Below are 16,361 nucleotides of genomic sequence, written 5' to 3'. Positions count from 1 at the left end.
CCCACCCGGCACAGCGCTCCGGCCGCTAGTTCTCCTGGGATTTGCCACCCGATCGGGGTGCCCCCACCGTCGCGCCCGCCTTGACACCGGCGTCCTTGCCGCCCGGACCCTCGAAGGACTCCAGCGCCTCCAGGACGTCCTGGACCCGCGAGATCTCCGTGTTGATGTCCTCGCGCCGACGCACCAGCAACTCCAGCTCGCGCTTGCCCTCTTCGACCGTCTGACGCGCCTCGCGGATCGCCTCGGCCTTCAGCTCCTCGGCCTCCTTGACCAGCTTCGCCTTCTTCTGCTCGGCCTCCTTGAGCAGCCCCTCCGCCTTCTTGACCGCGGCGATGCGCACCTTGCTCGCCTCCGAACTGGCCTCCGACACCAGCTCCTTGGCCTTCGTCTGCGCCTTGGCCAACTGCTCCTCGGCCTGCTTGATGAGGTGGTCGCAGCGGTCGCCGGTCGACTTCATCGTCTCGGCAGCCTCACGGCGGGCCCGCTCGTGCAGCTCCTCGATCTCCGTGGTGATGCGGTCGCGCAGCTCCTCGGCGCGCTCCCGGATCGCGGTCGCGTCCCGGCGCGCCCCGACCAGCAACTCGTCGGCGTCCGTACGGGACTTCTCCACCCGGGAGTTGCCCTCGACCGTCGCCTCGGAGACGATCCGCTCCGCCTCGGTGCGAGCCGCGCCCACCATCGTGTCGGCCTGCGCCTCCGCGTCCGCGGTGGTCTGCTGCGCCTGCTGACGTGCCTCGGCGAGCAGCTTGTCCGCCTCGGCAGCCGTCTCCGTGATGAGCGTGTCGACCTGCTCGGCCGCCTCCGAACGCCGCTTGTTGGCTTCCTGGCGCGCCTCGTCCAGCGTCCGCTCGGACTCCTCGCGCGCCGAGCCGACCAGCCGCTCGGCCTCCGACTCCGCCTCGGTGCGCACCCGTTCGGCCTCCGCGCGCATCCGCTCCGCGTGCCGCTGCGCCGTACCCACCGTCTCGGCGGCCTCGGCACGCAGCCGCTCCGCGTCGTCGGTGGCGTCCGCGATCAGCCGCTCCGCGCCCGCGACCGCCTCCGCGCGCACCCGCTCCGCCTCGGCTGCCGTCTCGCTCTGGAGCCGCTCCGCCTCCGAAGCCGCCTCGGTGATGAGGGTGTCCGCCTGCGTCGCCGCGTCCGAGCGGATGCGGTTGGCGTCCTCCCGGGCGTCCGCCCGGGTGCGCGAAGCCGCCTGGTCCGCCTCGGCCAGCGCGTCCGACGCCTCGGTGCGCACCCGCTGGGCGTACTCCGAGGACTCCGTGCGCAGCCGCTCGGACTCCGCGATCGCCTCCGCGACCGTGCGCTCCGCGAGCGACTTGGCCTCCTCGGCCTCCTCGTTCGCCTCCCGGCGCAGCCGCGCCGCGTCCTCGCCCGCGCGCTCGCGCTCGGCGTAGGCGTCGGTGCGGACGCGGTCCGCCTCCTCCTCCGCCTCCCGGCGCGTACGCTCCGCCGCGTGCTCGGCGGCCGAGCGCAGCCCGGTGATCTCCTCCTGCGCCTGCTCGTGCAGCCCGGAGACCGACTCGCGCACCTGCTGGGCGTGCTGCTCGGCGGCGGACACCATCTCGGTGGCGCGCCGGTCCGCCTCCTCGACCAGCCGGGTCGCCTCGGTCTGCGCCTCCTCCACGCGCTTGCGCGCCGAGGCCAGCAGCTCCTCGCTCTGCTCGCGGGCCCGCTCGCGCTCCTGGTCCGCCTCCTCGCGGGCCGAGCCGAGCAGTTCCTCCGCCTCCCGGCGGCGGCGCACGGCCTCCTCCTGGGCGGCGGCCAGCGTCTCGGACGCCTCGGTCGCCAGCCGCTCCGCGGCTGCCTGCGCCTCCGCGCGCACCCGGTCCGCGGTGTCCTGCGCCTCGACCTTGAGCCGCTCGGCCTCCGCCGCTGCCTCGGAGCGCAGCCGTACGGCCACGGACTCGCCCTCGGCGCGCGAGGCGGACGCGTCCGCCGCCGCCTCGTCGCGCAGCCGCTCCGCCTCGGCCTCCGCCTGCTGCTGGAGCGTACGGATGCGCTCGGCTGCCTCCGACCGCAGCCGCTCGGCCTCCTCGCCCGCCTCCCGGCGGATACGGGACGCCTCCTCGCGCGCCTCCGTCAGCGCCTGCTCCGCCGACTCCAGGCGGTCCTGCGCCTCCGTCTGGAGCCGCGTCAGCTCGGCGGCTGCCTCCTCGCGGCGCGCCTCGGCCGCCCGCTCGGCCTCCTCGCGCAGCTCGCGCGCGTCCCGCTCGGCGTCCTCCTTGACGGACTCCGCCCGCTCCTCGGCCTCGGCCTTGAGCCGCTCGGCCTCCTTGCGGGTGCGCTCCAGCGTCTCCTCGGCCTGACGGCGCAGCGCGGTGGCGCGCTCGATGGCCTCGGTGCGGACCTTCTCGCTGTCCGTGGTGGCCGTCTTGCGCAGCTCGTCGGCGTCCGCCTTGGCCTTGGAGAGGAGTTCCTCGGCGGACTTGGCCGCCTCCTCGATCTGCGCGACCGCCTCGCGGCGTGCCTCGGCGCGGATGGACTCGCCCTCTTCGACCGCGTCGGCGCGGAGTTGCTCGGCCTCGCCGCGCAGGCGCCGGGCCTCCTCCTGCAGCTCGACCGTCTTGGCCCGGTACTCCTTGGTGTCGTCCTTGGCCGCGCCCTTGAGCTGCTCGGCCAGGTCGTGCGCCTCGGCGCGCAGCCGGTCCGCCTCCGCCTCGGCCTCCGAGCGGATGCGCTCGGCCTCCTCGGTGGCGGCCTTCGTGGTCCGACGGGCGTCCTCCGACGCCTTGTTGAGGACGTCCTCGGCGGTCCGGGCGGCCTTGGAGAGCTGACTCGCCGTCTCCTCGGCGGTCGCGCTGCGCGCCTTCTCCCCGGCTTCCGCCAGGATCTTCTCCGCCTCGGCGCGGGCGTCGGCGACGAGCTGCTCGGCGTCGGCCTTGGTGGTCTCCGCCTCCTTGGTGGCCTCGCCGACCAGCCGGGCGACCTGCTCCTTGGCGGTGCGCGTACGCGTCTCGTTGGCCGCCTCGGCGCTGGAGATCGCCTTCGCGGCGCGTTCCTCGGCCTCCGCGACCAGCTTGTCGGCCTCCGAACGCGCGCTGCGCAGCGCCCGCTCGGCCTCCGCCATCCGCTCCTCGGCGGTCCGGCTCAGCTCGGCGGCCTGGCGGCGCGCGGCGTCCGACTCGCTCACCGTGGACGAGCGCACCTGCTCGGCGTGGTCGGTGGCCTCCTGGGCCTGCGCGGAGGCGGCGTTCAGCAGCCGCTCGGCGTCCGTGCGGGCGCGGCGCAGGATCTGCTCCGCCTCGGACCTGGCCGCCTCGGCGTCGGTGCGCAGCCGGTCGCGGGCCTCGCGCGTCAGCCGCTCGGCCTCCGCGCGGGCGGCGGCCATCGCCTGCTCCGCCTCGGCGCGCGACTCGTCCAGCAGCCTGCGTGCCTGCTGCTCGGTCCGGGCGCGCAACTGCTCCGCCCACGCCACGTTCTCGTTGACGTGCGACTCGACGGTCTGCCGACGCTCCGCCAGCTCCTGGTCGAGCTGCTGGCGACGGGTGACCGCCTCCTGGTGCAGCTCCGCCTGGAGCCGGGCCGCCTGCTCGGCGTGCTCCTGCAGGATGCGCTGGGTCTGCGCGCGGGCCTGACTCAGCTCCCGCTCCGCGTCCTGCCGCAACTGCTCGGCCTGCACCTGGGCGTTGCGCAGCAACTGCTCGGCCTGATAGCCGATGTCACCGCCGTCGTAGGCGGGCCTGGTCATCAGAGTGCGGCGCGCCTCGTGCAGCTTGGCGCGCAGCACCTCGACCTGGTAGCCGAGGTCCTCGGCGTGCTGGATCGCCTTTTCCCGCTCGGTCTTCAGCCGCTTCATCTCGGCCTCGAACCGAGAGAGGTGGTCGACGTCAGCCGCCGGCTCTCGCTCCTGGCTCTCGTAGCCCCGCACTGCGCGGTCCCATCCGTCCCCTGGTCAGCTTCTCCAACGAGCTCCGTCCGTCCGCCGAACGGGGCCCCCGGGGAATGGTGTCAGATCAACGGCGGAGCACGGGCTGCTGCCCCGACGCTCGTCCCCCAACCCGGACCCCGGCATCGGTCGTCCCCCGTGTTCGGAGACGACCGCCCCCAACCCTACCGGCCCTTATGTACGAAGGTCAGTGGTCAGGTGACTCAACCGAGGCCGAAGTGACCAGTTCTGTCAGGACTCCGTGGCAATCCTTCGGGTGCAGGAAGGTGATCCTCGACCCCATGGACCCACGTCGTGGCTCGTCGTACAGAACGCGTACGCCCTTGCCGCGGATCTCCTCGGAGTCCGCGTCCACATCCGCCGTACCGAAGGCGATGTGGTGGACGCCCTCCCCGTTCTTGGCGAGCCATTTGCCGACCGCGGAGTCCTCCCGGGTCGGTTCCAGGAGCTGGAGGTAGGAGGCGCCGCCGTCGGACGTCTCGTTGATCTTGAGCATGGCCTCGCGCACGCCCTGCTCTTCGTTCACCTCGGTGTGGAACACCTCGAAGCCGTAGGTGGTCCGGTAGAACTCGACGGTGGCGTCGAGGTCGTGGCAGGCGATCCCGATGTGGTCGATTCGCGTCAGCATGTTTTCAGTGCAGCGCGTGCGAGGTGGTTACGCAACGTGCGCGCGATCACACCGTACGCCGGGTGACGGGTTCCGGTACCGGTCAGTACATTCGAAGTAAACCCTCGTTCACTCCTCGGCTGTGCAGGCCGGTAAGGGGATCGCAGCTCATGTCTTCTGGAACGACCACCTCTGTGATCGTCGCGGGCGCTCGGACGCCCATGGGACGGTTGCTGGGTTCGCTGAAGTCCTTCTCGGGTGCCGACCTGGGCGGCTTCGCCATCAAGGCCGCGCTCGACCGCGCCGGTATCGGCGGCGACCAGGTGCAGTACGTGATCATGGGCCAGGTGCTCCAGGCCGGCGCCGGTCAGATCCCGGCCCGCCAGGCGGCCGTCAAGGCGGGCATCCCGATGAGCGTCCCGGCGCTCAACGTCAACAAGGTGTGCCTCTCCGGGCTCGACGCCATCGCGCTCGCGGACCAGTTGATCCGCGCGGGTGAGTTCGACATCGTGGTCGCGGGCGGCCAGGAGTCCATGACCAACGCCCCGCACGTGCTGCCGAAGTCCCGTGAGGGCTTCAAGTACGGCGCCATCGAGATGCTCGACTCCATGGCGCACGACGGGCTGACCGACTCCTTCGAGGGCATCGCCATGGGCGAGTCCACCGAGAAGCACAACACCCGGCTCGGCATCGGCCGCCCCGAGCAGGACGAGATCGCCGCGCTGTCCCACCAGCGGGCCGCCGCCGCGCAGAAGAACGGTCTGTTCGAGGCGGAGATCACCCCGGTGGAGATCCCGCAGCGCAAGGGCGAGCCGGTGCTCTTCAGCAAGGACGAGGGCATCCGGGGCGACACCACCGCCGAGTCGCTCGGCAAGCTGCGCCCCGCCTTCACCAAGGACGGCACCATCACCGCAGGGTCCGCCTCGCAGATCTCCGACGGCGCCGCCGCCGTGGTCGTGATGAGCAAGGCCAAGGCCGAGGAACTGGGCCTGGAGTGGCTCGCGGAGATCGGCGCGCACGGCAACGTGGCCGGTCCTGACAACTCGCTCCAGTCGCAGCCGTCCAACGCCATCCTGCACGCGCTGAAGAAGGAGGGGCTTCAGGTCTCGGACCTCGACCTCATCGAGATCAACGAGGCGTTCGCCGCGGTCGCCGTGCAGTCAATGAACGACCTCGGCGTGTCCACGGAAAAGGTGAACGTCAACGGCGGCGCCATCGCCCTCGGCCACCCGATCGGCATGTCCGGCGCCCGTCTCGTCCTCCACCTGGCGCTGGAGCTCAAGCGCCGGGGCGGCGGGCTCGGCGCGGCCGCGCTGTGCGGTGGCGGCGGACAGGGTGACGCGCTGATCGTGCGGGTACCGAAGGTCTGAGGACATCCTCTCCGGCGGTGTGAGCGGCCGGCGACGCAAGTGAACGGAGCTGTATCGATGCGGGACGTCTCCTCTCTGGTGGCCGAGGCGCGAGAAGGGCGGCCCCGGGCCGTGGCCCGGCTGATCTCGCTGGTGGAGGGGGCGTCCCCGCAGCTCAGGGAGGTCATGGCGGCGCTGGCTCCGCTGACCGGCAACGCCTACGTCGTCGGTCTGACCGGCTCGCCGGGCGTCGGCAAGTCGACCACCACCTCCGCGCTCGTCACCGCCTACCGCAAACAGGGCAAGCGGGTCGGCGTCCTCGCCGTCGACCCGTCCTCCCCATTCTCCGGGGGCGCGCTCCTCGGGGACCGGGTGCGGATGTCCGACCACGCCTCCGACCCCGGCGTCTACATCCGCTCCATGGCCACCCGCGGCCACCTCGGCGGTCTTGCCTGGGCAGCCCCGCAGGCGATCCGCGTCCTGGACGCGGCGGGCTGCGACGTGATCCTCGTGGAGACCGTCGGCGTGGGCCAGTCGGAGGTCGAGATCGCCTCCCAGGCGGACACCTCGGTCGTCCTGCTCGCCCCCGGCATGGGCGACGGCATCCAGGCCGCCAAGGCGGGAATCCTGGAGATCGGCGACGTGTACGTCGTCAACAAGGCCGACCGCGACGGAGCCGACGCCACCGCCCGCGAGCTGAACCACATGCTCGGCCTCGGCGAGTCCCGCGGCCCCGGCGACTGGCGCCCGCCCATCGTCAAGACGGTCGCCGCCCGCTCCGAGGGCGTCGACGAGGTCGTGGAAGCCCTGGAGAAGCACCGCGCCTGGATGGAGGAGCGCGGCGTCCTCACCGAGCGCCGCCGCGCCCGCGCCGCCCGGGAGGTGGAGACGATCGCGGTCACGGCCCTGCGCGAGCGCATCGGGGACCTGCACGGCGCTCACGACCTCCCCAGCCTCGCGGGCCGCGTCGCCACGGGCGAACTGGACCCGTACGCGGCGGCGGACCAACTGCTCTCCGGGCTGACCCGGGAACCGGGGGAGGGCTGACGCGGGCGCGGGTGCGGGTCCCGGCAGGGTCCCGGCTCGCTCCCGCTACGCCGGGGACCAGGGCCGCCCTCGGAAGAAAACCGGTACCGCCCCGCGACCCCCGCTGTTAGCTTGATCCACATGTTCCTCCTCTTGGCATAGCGCGCGCCCCTGCCCGCGCGGGTGCCCGGCACACGGCCGGCACCTCGTGCGGCGCACCGTCGCGCCCTTGTACCGCCTCCCGTGAGGAACCCCGCGCATGTCCGCGCCCGCCCCCGCGCGCCCCGCCGCGCCCTCGTACGCCGCCGTCCTGCGCGTCCCGCACGCGCGCCGCACCTTCGCCGCCGCGCTCACCGGCCGCTTCTCCAACGGCGTCATCCCCCTCGCCGTCCTGCTCTCCGTCAACCGCGTCACCGGCTCCTACGCCGTCTCCGGGGCGGTGATGTCCCTGTTCGGCGGCGCGGCGGTCTTCCTGATGCCGGTGCGGGCGTCGTTGGTCGACCGGTACGGCGCGCGCCGCGCCCTGCCGCCCATGGCCGGGCTGTACGCCGTCCTGCTCTGCGTCCTCGCCGCGCTCGTCTGGCGCCCGGGTGTCCCGGCACCGCTCATCGGCGCCGCCGCCGCGCTCGCGGGCGCGTGTGTGCCGCCGCTGGGGCCGGTCATGCGGGCGGTGTGGTCCGCGCTGGTCGCCGACCGGCGTCTGCAACGCCGCGCGTACAGCCTCGACGGGGTCGCCGAGGAGCTGCTGTTCGTCTCCGGACCGGTCCTGGTGGGCGTGCTGATCACCTGGGCGCCCCCGGCGTCCGGCATCCTGCTGGGCGCGCTGCTGGTCCTCGGCGGAACGGCCGCGTTCGTCACGTCCCCGGCGGTGACCGGGTTGCGTACGGGGTCGCGTACGGGGGCGGGTGCGGGGGCGGGTGCGGGGCGACGCGCCACGTCCCGCCGGACCCGGTCGGGCGGGGTGCCCGGGCTGCTGGTCCCGGTCGTCGTGGCGGCGGGGGCGGGGCTCGCGCTGAGCGGGGCGGAACTGCTGGTGGCCGCCTACGCCGAGCAGGGCTCCTACGGCACCGCGGTGGTCCCCTGGGTGCTGGGCGCGCTCTCGGTCGGCAGCGCGCTGGGCGGTCTCGTGAACGGTGCGGTCGACTGGCGGCTGTCCGCGCGGGCGCGTCTGGCCGGGTTCACGGCGGGGCTCGGCCTGATGATCGCGGCGGCGGGACTCGCGCCCGGCCTGTGGACCCTCACCGCGGCCATGGTCCTCACGGGCGTCTTCATCGCCCCGACGCTGACGACCGCGTATCTGCTGGCCGACGAGACGGCGCCGGAGGACGCCCGCACCCGGGCCGGAGCCTGGGTGAACATGGCGGTGAACGGGGGCTATTCGAGCGGATCGCTGATCGCCGGGGCGTTGATCGGCCGGTTGCCGCTGCCCCTGTGCTTCGCGCTGGCCGGTGCGGCGTCGCTGGCCGCGACGACCGTCGCCGTCGGCACCCGGCGGGGCGGGGTGTCCGTCAGCGGGGCGGGGATGTCAGAAGGCGGGGTGCCGGAAGCCGGGGTGCCGGAAACAGTCGCCGGTGAGGCCCGGGCGTCGGATGCGCTCACCGGTGATGCCGGGGCGTCCGGGGTGCCCGCCGTGCGGTAGGCGGGCGTCGGCGGGCGGTGCCGCCCGGGGCGGAGGCGCGGTCCGGCGGGTGGGCCGGGATACCGCGCCTTCGCCCGGCTGCTCTGGTGGGTGTCAGAGGCGGCCGCGTTGGGTGCGCAGGTGTTCCGCGACGGGCTTGAGGGACTTGTTCAGGTCCTGGAGGGCATCGGGGGAGAGCAGGTCGATGAAGTGGCGGCGCACCGAGGACACATGGTGGGGCGCGACCTTCTTCATCGTCTCCAGGCCGTGGTCGGTCAGCACGGCGTACAGGCCGCGGCGGTCCGACTCACAGTTCTCCCGGCGCACCAGGTCCGCGTTCTCCATGCGGGTGATCTGGTGCGAGAGCCGGCTCTTGGACTGGAGGGTGGCGGTGGCGAGATCGCTCATCCGCATCCGCATGTCCTCGGACTCGGACAGATTGACGAGGATCTCGTAATCGTTCATCGTCAGTCCGAACGGTTGCAGATCCTTTTCGAGCTGGTACGTCAACAGCCTGTTGACCTCCAGGTGGGTGCGCCAGGCGCACTGCTCCGCATCGGTCAGCCAGTGCGTGGCCGTCTCGGTCTCCATGAATGAAGTCTACCTAAGATGTTGAATGGCGAACTACTCTGGGTGATGTGACTGTGCGCACGCGTTCGACGTCACACTCCGCAGACTACCGCTCACAGCCCGAAGCGACGCTGGAGGTCCCCTAGCTGTCCGGGAAGGCGCGGTACCCCTGAGGCTCCTGTGGCGGGGCCGCCGGGCGCTGCTCCACCCCCTCCGGGTACCCCCGCTTCGGACGGAACCGCACCCGTCTCCCGCTCCGCCATCAGCGCCTCGGTGGACTGCAGCAGCACCGTCCCGGCGCCGACGAACTCGAACTGGTGCTCCTCCCCGGAGGCGCCGCCCAGGCCCGTCATCGCACGTAGACCGCCCAGTACGCCGGTCAGGTAGCCGTGGTCGTAGTGATGGCAGGGCGAGGGGCAGTCGGCCCAGCCGACCAGCGCCTGGGGGTCCACCCGGATCGGGGGTTCCATGAACACCACCGGCCCGTTGGACGCCGCCACGAACTTCCCCGTGCCGATCAGCGTCAGAAAGCCGGGCACGATCGACTGTTTGAGTGCCAGACTTGGCTGGAAAGCGATCAAGTTGCCTGCGCGAACGGTCAGATTGCCCTCGTCCAGGTCGTACGAATTCACGTCGAACGCCCGGTCCGCGAGCAGCATCTTGCCCGAGCCCTCCGCCACGACCCAGTCGCTCGCGTGCAATGGCGAATGGAACGAGGAACGCACCAGCCGGTCCAGCCGCCCGTGCCCGATGCCGTTGAACTCGATCGCCCCGTAGTAGGCGATCATCTTCCCCTTCTGCAGGAACCACTGACTGCCCTTGAGCTCCACGCAGAACGTGTACGGGGTCACGTTGTCGTCGACCGGGAGGGTCACGGGGTCGAACACCACCGGCCCGCCCGCGCCCGCGTACGCGCTCACAGCTTCTCCTCCGATGCCTGGACATAGACCGTGCCGCTGCCGCTCAGCTCCAGTTGGAACGCCTCGCCGGAGCCCCGCCCCACCATGTCGCGCCAGCCGAGCGCGCTGGAGAGCCGGTTGCGCACCTCGCCGTGATGGGCGACGTACGCCTGGGGGTCCACATGGACCGGGCGCTGCGGGGTGATCGGTATCCCGAAGACGCCGCCGTGCGCCATCACGGCGACCGCGCCGTGCCCCTGGAGCGTGGTGGTGAACAGCCCCTGCCCGGTCGCCTGGCCCCGGACGATGCCCATGACACCCCCTTGCGAGCCCATGAACATCGTGCCCTGCCGCAGCGAGCCCTCGAAGGCCAGCAGCCGGTCCGCCTCCACGTAGAGCGTGTCGCCGGTCAGGTTGATCACCTGGACGTGGTGGCCGCCGTGCCCGAAGAACACCGTGCCGCTGCCCTCGACCGACATCAGCGGGGCAGCCTCGCCCGCCACCCGGCGCCCGAGCATCGACATGATGCCGCCCTGCCCGCTCTGCACACTGGGCGTGAACGACACGTCCCCCCGGTAGGCGAGCATCGCCCCGCGCTGGCTGAACAGCCGCACGCCCGGTGACACCGCCGCCTCGATCATCTTCGAGTTGATCTCCCGGAAGCCCATCTCACAGATCCCCCGCGATCGTGTTCCGCTCGCTCGGCTGGACGTACACCAGCCCCTCGCCCTCGAAACGGATCTGGAACGCCTCGCCGCCGCCCTCCCCGAAGAGCGTGCGGAACGTGACGCCGGACTGGAAGGACTGCCGGACGTCCCCCTGGTGCGCGATGTACGCCCCCGGATCCACCGTCAGCGGGTACTGCGGGGAGACCCGGAGCACCACCGCCGGTCCGTCGGACAGCACCGCCGCCTGGCCGTGGCCCTCGACGGTCGTGGTGAACAGGCCGTTGCCCTGCGAGGCGCCGCGCAGACCCGTGAACGCCGTGCCCGTGCGCAGCCCCGCGTCCGTCGCCAGCAGATTGCTCGACTCCACCCAGAGCTTGTCGCCCCGCAGCGTCACGAGGTTGATCTCGGACGCCCGGTCCGCGAACCAGCAGGTCCCCTGCCCTTTCACCTCCATCACCGTCATCTGCTCGCCGGTCAGCCGCCGGGTCACCATGCCGCGCAGACCCTCGCCACCGCCGCTCAGCTTCTTGAAGGCCATCTGCCCGTCGTACGCGACCATGGAGCCGTTCTTCGCCTTCACGGCATCCCCGGTCATGTCGACGGCGAGCACCTTGCCGCCCTGTAGTCGGAACGTCGCCACACCGCGAAACTAGCCCCCGCCCGGGTGGAGAGAACAGGGCCCACGGGTGGAGAACGACCCTGAGCGCACCCCTAGGGGCATTGTTTGCCACAATGGGCGACGCTTGTGCTTCCGTTCACAAAGGATCATGAGCCGCTCACCGAGCGATCACGACCGCGCCCCAGCGCCCTCCCCACCGAAGGTGACCCGTGGACCTCAAGACAGCATCCGCCATCCGCCGACTGCGACTGGTCTCGGCGCCCGAGGCGGTGTCCTTCCTGATCCTGCTCCTGTGCTCGGTGCTGAAGCGGACCACGGACTTCAACGCCGTCCCTGTGATGGGCGCGGTCCACGGCGTGCTGTTCATCCTCTACGTGCTCTTCTGGGCCGACGCCTGGAACCGCGCCAAGTGGAGCTTCGGCACCGCCGCGCTCTACTTCGTCCTCTCCGTCCTGCCCACCGGCGGCTTCTTCGCCGAGCGCAGGCTGCGCCGCGAGTCCGAGGCAGCCGTCATGGCCGCCCGCGCCCGCCGCGAGGGAGTCGTGAACGCATGATCGTCGCCTTCTCCGTGACGCCCCTCGGCGTCGGCGAGGACGTGGGGGAGTACGTCGCCGACGCCGTCCGCGTGGTCCGCGAGTCCGGTCTGCCGAACCGCACCGACGCCATGTTCACCTCGATCGAGGGCGAGTGGGACGAGGTCATGGACGTCGTCCGGCGCGCCGTCGCCGCCGTCGAGTCCCGGGCGCCGCGCGTCTCGCTCGTGCTCAAGGCCGACATCCGCCCCGGTGTCACTGACGGGCTCACCTCGAAGGTGGAGACCGTGGAGCGTCACCTGGCCGGGTGACACCCCCCTCGCGACGCACCTCGACCGGACCCCGGCCCCCGTGGCCGGGGTTTCGTCGTCCCCCCGCCCGGTCCCGGTCGCCACAGCGGCGGGGCACCAGGATCCTCCCGGTAGTTTGAGCCTGAAATCCGCTCCGACGTGGGGGAACACCACATGGGTCTCTACATAGAGACGCACATCCGCACCGACCTGGACGAGCTCTGGACCCGCACCCAGGACCCCGCCCACCGCCGGCGCTGGGACCTCAGGCTCGCCGAGATCGAGTACCTCCCCAGCCTCCCCCACCCCGCCACGAAGAGCGCCCCGGACACCGCCCCGCGCCCCTTCCGCTGCACCGCGCGCCTGCTGCCGTTCCTCACCGTCCACGGCACCGGCGTCGCCGCCAAAGAGCGCGAACGCCCCGACGGCACCCGCGCCTCCGCCCTGCGCTTCGCCTCCGCGCACCCCCTCTCCCCGCTGACCGAGGGCAGCGGCTACTGGCGTTACGTCCCCGACGCCCACGGCGTCCGCTTCCTGACCGGCTACGACTACCGCCCCCGAGGGGGCACTCCGGGCGCCCTCGCCGACCGGCTGCTGCTGCGCCCGCTCACCGTCTGGGCCACCGCCTGGTCCTTCGACCGGCTGCGGCTGTGGCTGGAGCGGGGCATCACCCCCGAGCGCGCCCTCGCCAACTGGCTGACCGAACTCGCCGTACGCGCCCTCGTGCTGACCGTCTGCGCCGCCGGGCTCGGTCTGGAGCCCATGCTCCCGCTGCTCGGTCCCCTCGCGCCCGTGCTCGCCTTCCTGTGCCCGCTGCTGCTGGTGCTGGTCATCTCGCTCGCGCTGTTCAAGTCGCCGCTCCCCGGCACCCCGGCCGCCCGCCGCTGTCTGCGCTCGCCCGTCACCCAGCCGCGCACCCCGGGTGTCCTGCGGACCCTGGAGCGGCAGGGGAGCTGACTTCAGACCGCTCCCGCCGCCAGCGCCGTCCCCAGCGGTGTGCGGGCGTACAGCACCTGGTGGCCGTGCCGGGTCGCGGTCAGCAGCCCCGCTGCCCTGAGGACCGTCAGATGGTCCGAGACGGAGGAGGGTGCGAGACGGAGCCGGTGGGCCAGTGCCGAGGTCGTCGCGGGCTCGCCGAGCGCGGTCAGGACGACCGCGCGGTTGCGCCCCAGGAGCCGTACCAGCGCCTGCGGAGTCCGTCCGGCGGGCTCTGCCCACAGGTCCCCGATGCCCCGCGCCGGATAGACCAGCATCGGCTGCCACGGCGCCTCGAAACCCGTGATCACGTCCGGCCAGCAGAACACGCTCGGCATCAGCAGCAGACCCCGGCCGCCGAGATCGCGCGCGTACCGTCCCCCGGGCAGCGTCAGCGTCCGCCCGTCCCAGGACAGCCGCGCGTCCAGCTCCGGCAGCAGCGCCCCCAGACCCACCTCGGCCAGCCTGCGCGAGTGGAAAGCCACGTCCGCCTCAAGCAGCGCCCGCAGCCGGGGCCACTCCGGCGCCACCAGCACCCGCCAGGCAGCCTCCAGGAGGTCCGCCAGCTCCCGCACCATCCGCGCGGGGTCCGCGAGCCACGCCCGCCCGCGCGCCGACTCCAGCGCCCCCGGCGTACAGGCCAGCGAACGCGCCGTCTCCGCCCGCGCCGCCTCCGGATCGGCCGCCCGCACCGCCGCGATCTCGTCATCGAAGGAGGTGAGCGGACCGAGCGGCGGGGGACTGAGCCAGTCCGGCGAACTGCCCCGGCGCGGCATCAGCAGCCACAGCGGCGCCAGATCGAGCCCGGCAGCCGCCGTGCGCACCCGCCGCAGCCAGGGCCCGTGATACCCGTGCCGGTCCGGCCGCCGCAGCGTCCGCACCGCGTCCTGCGCCTCCCACAACGGCGAGATCGCGAACCGGCAGCGCAGGAAGTCCTCCTCGCCGAAGCGGAGCTGAGAGGGCACGGAACCTCCGTCACTGTGACTGACGCGCCTTCATGGAGCGCGATCCGGTCGGACAGCCGCCATGATCCGGCTGGACAGCCGACAGGATTCGGCTGCAGCCGAAACTCTACGACCCGCCGCCCCCGCCCCGGCACCCTGCCCGTCATGTCCGCACCACCCCAGAACGCGACGCTTCCCGACGCCGGACCCGCCCGCACCGGATACCGCGGCGTCCTCGCCGTCCCCGAGTTCCGCGCCGTCTTCGCCGCGCACGTCCTCTCCCTGCTCGGCGTGATCGTCAGCGAGATCGCCCTCTCCGTCCTCGTCTACGACCTCACCGGCTCCCCGCTGATGAGCGCCCTCGTCTTCGCGCTCGGCTTCCTGCCCTACGCCGTCGGCGGCGCCCTGCTCGCCCCGGTCGCCGACCGCTTCCCCGCCCGGCGCGTCCTGGTGACCTGCGACCTGGTGTGCGCCGCGTGCGTGGCCGCCATGGTCGCGCCGGGCGCGGGTGTCGGCACGCTGCTCGTGCTGCGCTGCTGCCTCGCCGTCGTCGCGCCCGTCTTCAGCGGCACCCGGATGGCGACCCTCGCGGACGTGCTCGGCGACGGCGAACCGTTCGTGCTCGGCCGCTCCCTGCTGCGGATCGTCTCCCAGAGCGCGCTCCTGGTCGGCTACGGACTCGGCGGTCTCCTGCTGACCGTCACCGCGCCCCGCCACGCCCTGCTCGTCACGGTGACCACCTTCCTCGCCTCCGCCCTGCTGCTGCGCCTGGGCACCCGCGACCGCCCGGCCCGGGCTCGCGACCGGCGGGAGGGCGCCCGCAGCGGACTGCGCGCCCTCTTCGCGCACCCGCGCGTGCGCGTGCTGCTCCTCGTCTTCTGGGTGCCCGCCATGTTCTGCGTCGTCCCCGAGGCACTGGCCGCGCCCTACGCCCACGACCTCGGCGCGGGCTCCCCGGGGCTCGGCCTGCTGATGTGCGCGCTGCCGGTGGGCACCGTCGCCGGGGAGCTGTACGCGGGCGCCCGGCTCGGCACGGCCACCCGCGAACGCATCGTGCTGCCGCTGCTCTGCCTGACCCTGCTGCCCTACGTCGCCTACGCCCTGCGCCCGGGACTGTGGGTCTCGCTGCTGCTCCTGGTCGTCTCCGGCGCGGGCTCGGCGTACACCCTCGGTCTCGACCAGTGGTTCGTGCGGGCGGTGCCCGAGGAACTGCGGGGCACCGCCATGACGGTGCTCAGCGCCGGGCTGATGACCGTCCAGGGCGCCGGAATGGCGCTCGCGGGCGTCGCCGCCGAGGTCACGGGCGTGCGGACGGCCGTCGCGGGAGCCGGGGTGCTGGGCGCGCTGTGCTGCGCCGGGCTCGCGCTGGCCTGCCGGGCGACCGAAGGGCGAGACGGGGCTGACCGGCATATGACCGGCCGGTAGTGTCTGATGACGTGCCCAAGCCTCTCGGTCTCCCCTTCGACCCCATCGCCCGCGCCGACGAACTCTGGAAGCAGCGCTGGGGAAGCGTGCCCTCCATGGCCGCGATCACCTCGATCATGCGGGCCCAGCAGATCCTGCTCGGCGAGGTCGACGCGGTGGTCAAGCCGTACGGACTGACCTTCGCGCGGTACGAGGCACTCGTGCTGCTCACCTTCTCCAAGGCGGGCGAGCTGCCGATGTCCAAGATCGGCGAGCGGCTCATGGTGCACCCCACGTCCGTGACGAACACGGTGGACCGCCTGGTCAGGTCGGGTCTGGTGGCCAAGCGCCCCAACCCCAACGACGGTCGCGGCACCCTCGCCGTCATCACCGACAAGGGTCGCGAGGTGGTCGACGCGGCCACCCGCGACCTGATGGCGATGGACTTCGGGCTCGGCGCGTACGACGCGGAGGAGTGCGGGGAGATCTTCGCGCTGCTGCGCCCGCTGCGGGTCTCCGCGCACGACTTCGCGGAGGACTGACCAGCGCGGACGGGGGAGTGACCTGGGCCGATACGACAGGGCGCCCCCGGGGCAAGATCTCCCGGAACGGGTGGTTACGCTCGACGGCATGAAAAAGAGCGTGCTGACCCGCTACCGAGCCCTCGCCTACATCACCGGTGTGCTCCTGGTGCTCCTGTGCCTGGGCATGATCGCGAAGTACGCGTTCCACCTGGACGGCGCCGCGGACTTCACCCGGGTCGTCGCCATCGCGCACGGCTGGCTCTACGTCGTCTACCTGGTCTTCGCCTTCGACCTGGGCTCCAAGGCGAAGTGGCCGGTCGGCAAGCAGCTCTGGGTGCTGCTCGCGGGCACCATCCCGACCGCCGCCTTCTTCGTCGAGCGGAAGATCAGCCGCGAGCTGGAGTCCAAGGTCCAGGGCGCCGCTCCCGCCCCGGTCAAGGTCTGAT

16 protein-coding genes are annotated in these 16,361 nt (G+C 72.5%); 9 read left to right on the top strand and 7 right to left on the bottom strand.

Going from position 1 to position 16,361, the window contains the following annotated elements; genetic code table 11:
• Positions 1–25 precede the first annotated feature (25 nt).
• Both scy and mce read right to left on the bottom strand, forming a co-directional pair.
• Positions 26–3,871, bottom strand: a complete 3,846-nt coding sequence (gene scy / locus IF655_RS24660; protein WP_199587302.1) for a polarized growth protein Scy — start codon at positions 3,869–3,871, stop codon at positions 26–28.
• A 205-nt stretch (positions 3,872–4,076) separates the two neighbouring features.
• Complete coding sequence (mce, locus tag IF655_RS24655) at positions 4,077–4,517, bottom strand: methylmalonyl-CoA epimerase (protein WP_018544542.1); 441 nt, start codon at positions 4,515–4,517, stop codon at positions 4,077–4,079.
• A 149-nt stretch (positions 4,518–4,666) separates the two neighbouring features.
• On the opposite strand from mce, the gene IF655_RS24650 reads away from it, so the two are divergent.
• The 3 genes from IF655_RS24650 to IF655_RS24640 all read left to right on the top strand — a co-directional run bounded on the left by IF655_RS24650 (position 4,667) and on the right by IF655_RS24640 (position 8,510).
• On the top strand, positions 4,667–5,866 hold the full coding sequence (locus IF655_RS24650; protein WP_199587301.1) for an acetyl-CoA C-acetyltransferase: 1,200 nt from the start codon (positions 4,667–4,669) through the stop codon (positions 5,864–5,866).
• Positions 5,867–5,923: 57 nt separating this feature from the next.
• Positions 5,924–6,892 carry a methylmalonyl Co-A mutase-associated GTPase MeaB gene (gene meaB, locus IF655_RS24645; protein WP_199587300.1) on the top strand — a complete coding sequence of 323 codons (969 nt, stop codon included), beginning with the start codon at positions 5,924–5,926 and terminating at the stop codon, positions 6,890–6,892.
• Between the two features lie 238 nt (positions 6,893–7,130).
• Positions 7,131–8,510: an MFS transporter gene (locus tag IF655_RS24640; RefSeq protein ID WP_242488919.1), complete on the top strand. Its 1,380-nt coding sequence runs from the start codon at positions 7,131–7,133 to the stop codon at positions 8,508–8,510.
• Between the two features lie 93 nt (positions 8,511–8,603).
• Here the strand turns inward: IF655_RS24640 and IF655_RS24635 are convergent, their stop codons facing one another.
• The 4 genes from IF655_RS24635 to IF655_RS24620 all read right to left on the bottom strand — a co-directional run bounded on the left by IF655_RS24635 (position 8,604) and on the right by IF655_RS24620 (position 11,266).
• Positions 8,604–9,080: a MarR family winged helix-turn-helix transcriptional regulator gene (locus tag IF655_RS24635; RefSeq protein WP_199587299.1), complete on the bottom strand. Its 477-nt coding sequence runs from the start codon at positions 9,078–9,080 to the stop codon at positions 8,604–8,606.
• A gap of 92 nt (positions 9,081–9,172) precedes the next feature.
• Positions 9,173–9,979 (bottom strand): AIM24 family protein, encoded by an 807-nt coding sequence (locus IF655_RS24630; protein ID WP_199587298.1) that lies wholly within the window; start codon positions 9,977–9,979, stop codon positions 9,173–9,175.
• On the bottom strand, positions 9,976–10,626 hold the full coding sequence (locus IF655_RS24625; RefSeq protein ID WP_199587297.1) for an AIM24 family protein: 651 nt from the start codon (positions 10,624–10,626) through the stop codon (positions 9,976–9,978). The genes IF655_RS24630 and IF655_RS24625 overlap by 4 nt, the downstream gene beginning before the upstream one ends.
• A 1-nt stretch (position 10,627) precedes the next feature.
• The gene (locus tag IF655_RS24620; protein ID WP_199587296.1) at positions 10,628–11,266 is read right to left on the bottom strand and encodes an AIM24 family protein; all 639 of its coding nucleotides are present in this window, start codon (positions 11,264–11,266) and stop codon (positions 10,628–10,630) included.
• 188 nt (positions 11,267–11,454) lie between these two features.
• Here IF655_RS24620 and IF655_RS24615 point away from each other — a divergent pair, with 188 nt between their 5' ends.
• The 3 genes from IF655_RS24615 to IF655_RS24605 all read left to right on the top strand — a co-directional run bounded on the left by IF655_RS24615 (position 11,455) and on the right by IF655_RS24605 (position 13,025).
• Positions 11,455–11,799 (top strand): DUF3817 domain-containing protein, encoded by a 345-nt coding sequence (locus IF655_RS24615; protein WP_199587295.1) that lies wholly within the window; start codon positions 11,455–11,457, stop codon positions 11,797–11,799.
• A complete protein-coding gene (locus IF655_RS24610) occupies positions 11,796–12,089 on the top strand; it encodes an MTH1187 family thiamine-binding protein (protein ID WP_199587294.1) in 294 nt (97 codons plus the stop codon). The genes IF655_RS24615 and IF655_RS24610 overlap by 4 nt, the downstream gene beginning before the upstream one ends.
• 153 nt (positions 12,090–12,242) lie before the next feature.
• Positions 12,243–13,025 (top strand): hypothetical protein, encoded by a 783-nt coding sequence (locus tag IF655_RS24605; protein WP_199587293.1) that lies wholly within the window; start codon positions 12,243–12,245, stop codon positions 13,023–13,025.
• A 2-nt stretch (positions 13,026–13,027) separates the two neighbouring features.
• On the opposite strand, the gene IF655_RS24600 is transcribed toward IF655_RS24605, so the two are convergent.
• Positions 13,028–14,008, bottom strand: a complete 981-nt coding sequence (locus IF655_RS24600) for a DUF5937 family protein (RefSeq protein WP_199587292.1) — start codon at positions 14,006–14,008, stop codon at positions 13,028–13,030.
• A 144-nt stretch (positions 14,009–14,152) separates the two neighbouring features.
• Between IF655_RS24600 and IF655_RS24595 the strand changes: the two genes are divergently transcribed.
• From IF655_RS24595 to IF655_RS24585, 3 genes are all read left to right on the top strand, one after another.
• The gene (locus tag IF655_RS24595; protein WP_199587291.1) at positions 14,153–15,412 is read left to right on the top strand and encodes an MFS transporter; all 1,260 of its coding nucleotides are present in this window, start codon (positions 14,153–14,155) and stop codon (positions 15,410–15,412) included.
• 11 nt (positions 15,413–15,423) lie between these two features.
• Positions 15,424–15,933, top strand: a complete 510-nt coding sequence (locus IF655_RS24590) for a MarR family winged helix-turn-helix transcriptional regulator (RefSeq protein ID WP_199587290.1) — start codon at positions 15,424–15,426, stop codon at positions 15,931–15,933.
• Between the two features lie 88 nt (positions 15,934–16,021).
• Entirely contained in the window at positions 16,022–16,360 is a 339-nt protein-coding gene (locus IF655_RS24585; protein ID WP_199587289.1) for a DUF3817 domain-containing protein, read from the top strand.
• The last annotated feature ends 1 nt before the right edge of the window (position 16,361 follow it).

Source organism: Streptomyces sp. DSM 110735 (assembly GCF_016482685.1).
Lineage (GTDB): Bacteria > Actinomycetota > Actinomycetes > Streptomycetales > Streptomycetaceae > Streptomyces.
Note: the sequence above shows the minus strand (reverse complement) of the source record. Positions and strands in the feature narration are given on the sequence as shown.

Bases quoted from the DNA above. Each gene is read 5' to 3' on its own strand.
- mce (WP_018544542.1), bottom strand. From the start codon at position 4,517: ATGCTGACGCGAATCGACCACATCGGGATCGCCTGCCACGACCTCGAC.
- IF655_RS24595 (WP_199587291.1), top strand. From the start codon at position 14,153: ATGTCCGCACCACCCCAGAACGCGACGCTTCCCGACGCCGGACCCGCC.
- IF655_RS24605 (WP_199587293.1), top strand. From the start codon at position 12,243: ATGGGTCTCTACATAGAGACGCACATCCGCACCGACCTGGACGAGCTC.
- IF655_RS24650 (WP_199587301.1), top strand. From the start codon at position 4,667: ATGTCTTCTGGAACGACCACCTCTGTGATCGTCGCGGGCGCTCGGACG.
- IF655_RS24610 (WP_199587294.1), top strand. From the start codon at position 11,796: ATGATCGTCGCCTTCTCCGTGACGCCCCTCGGCGTCGGCGAGGACGTG.
- IF655_RS24640 (WP_242488919.1), top strand. From the start codon at position 7,131: ATGTCCGCGCCCGCCCCCGCGCGCCCCGCCGCGCCCTCGTACGCCGCC.
- meaB (WP_199587300.1), top strand. From the start codon at position 5,924: ATGCGGGACGTCTCCTCTCTGGTGGCCGAGGCGCGAGAAGGGCGGCCC.
- IF655_RS24635 (WP_199587299.1), bottom strand. From the start codon at position 9,080: ATGGAGACCGAGACGGCCACGCACTGGCTGACCGATGCGGAGCAGTGC.
- IF655_RS24585 (WP_199587289.1), top strand. From the start codon at position 16,022: ATGAAAAAGAGCGTGCTGACCCGCTACCGAGCCCTCGCCTACATCACC.
- IF655_RS24625 (WP_199587297.1), bottom strand. From the start codon at position 10,626: ATGGGCTTCCGGGAGATCAACTCGAAGATGATCGAGGCGGCGGTGTCA.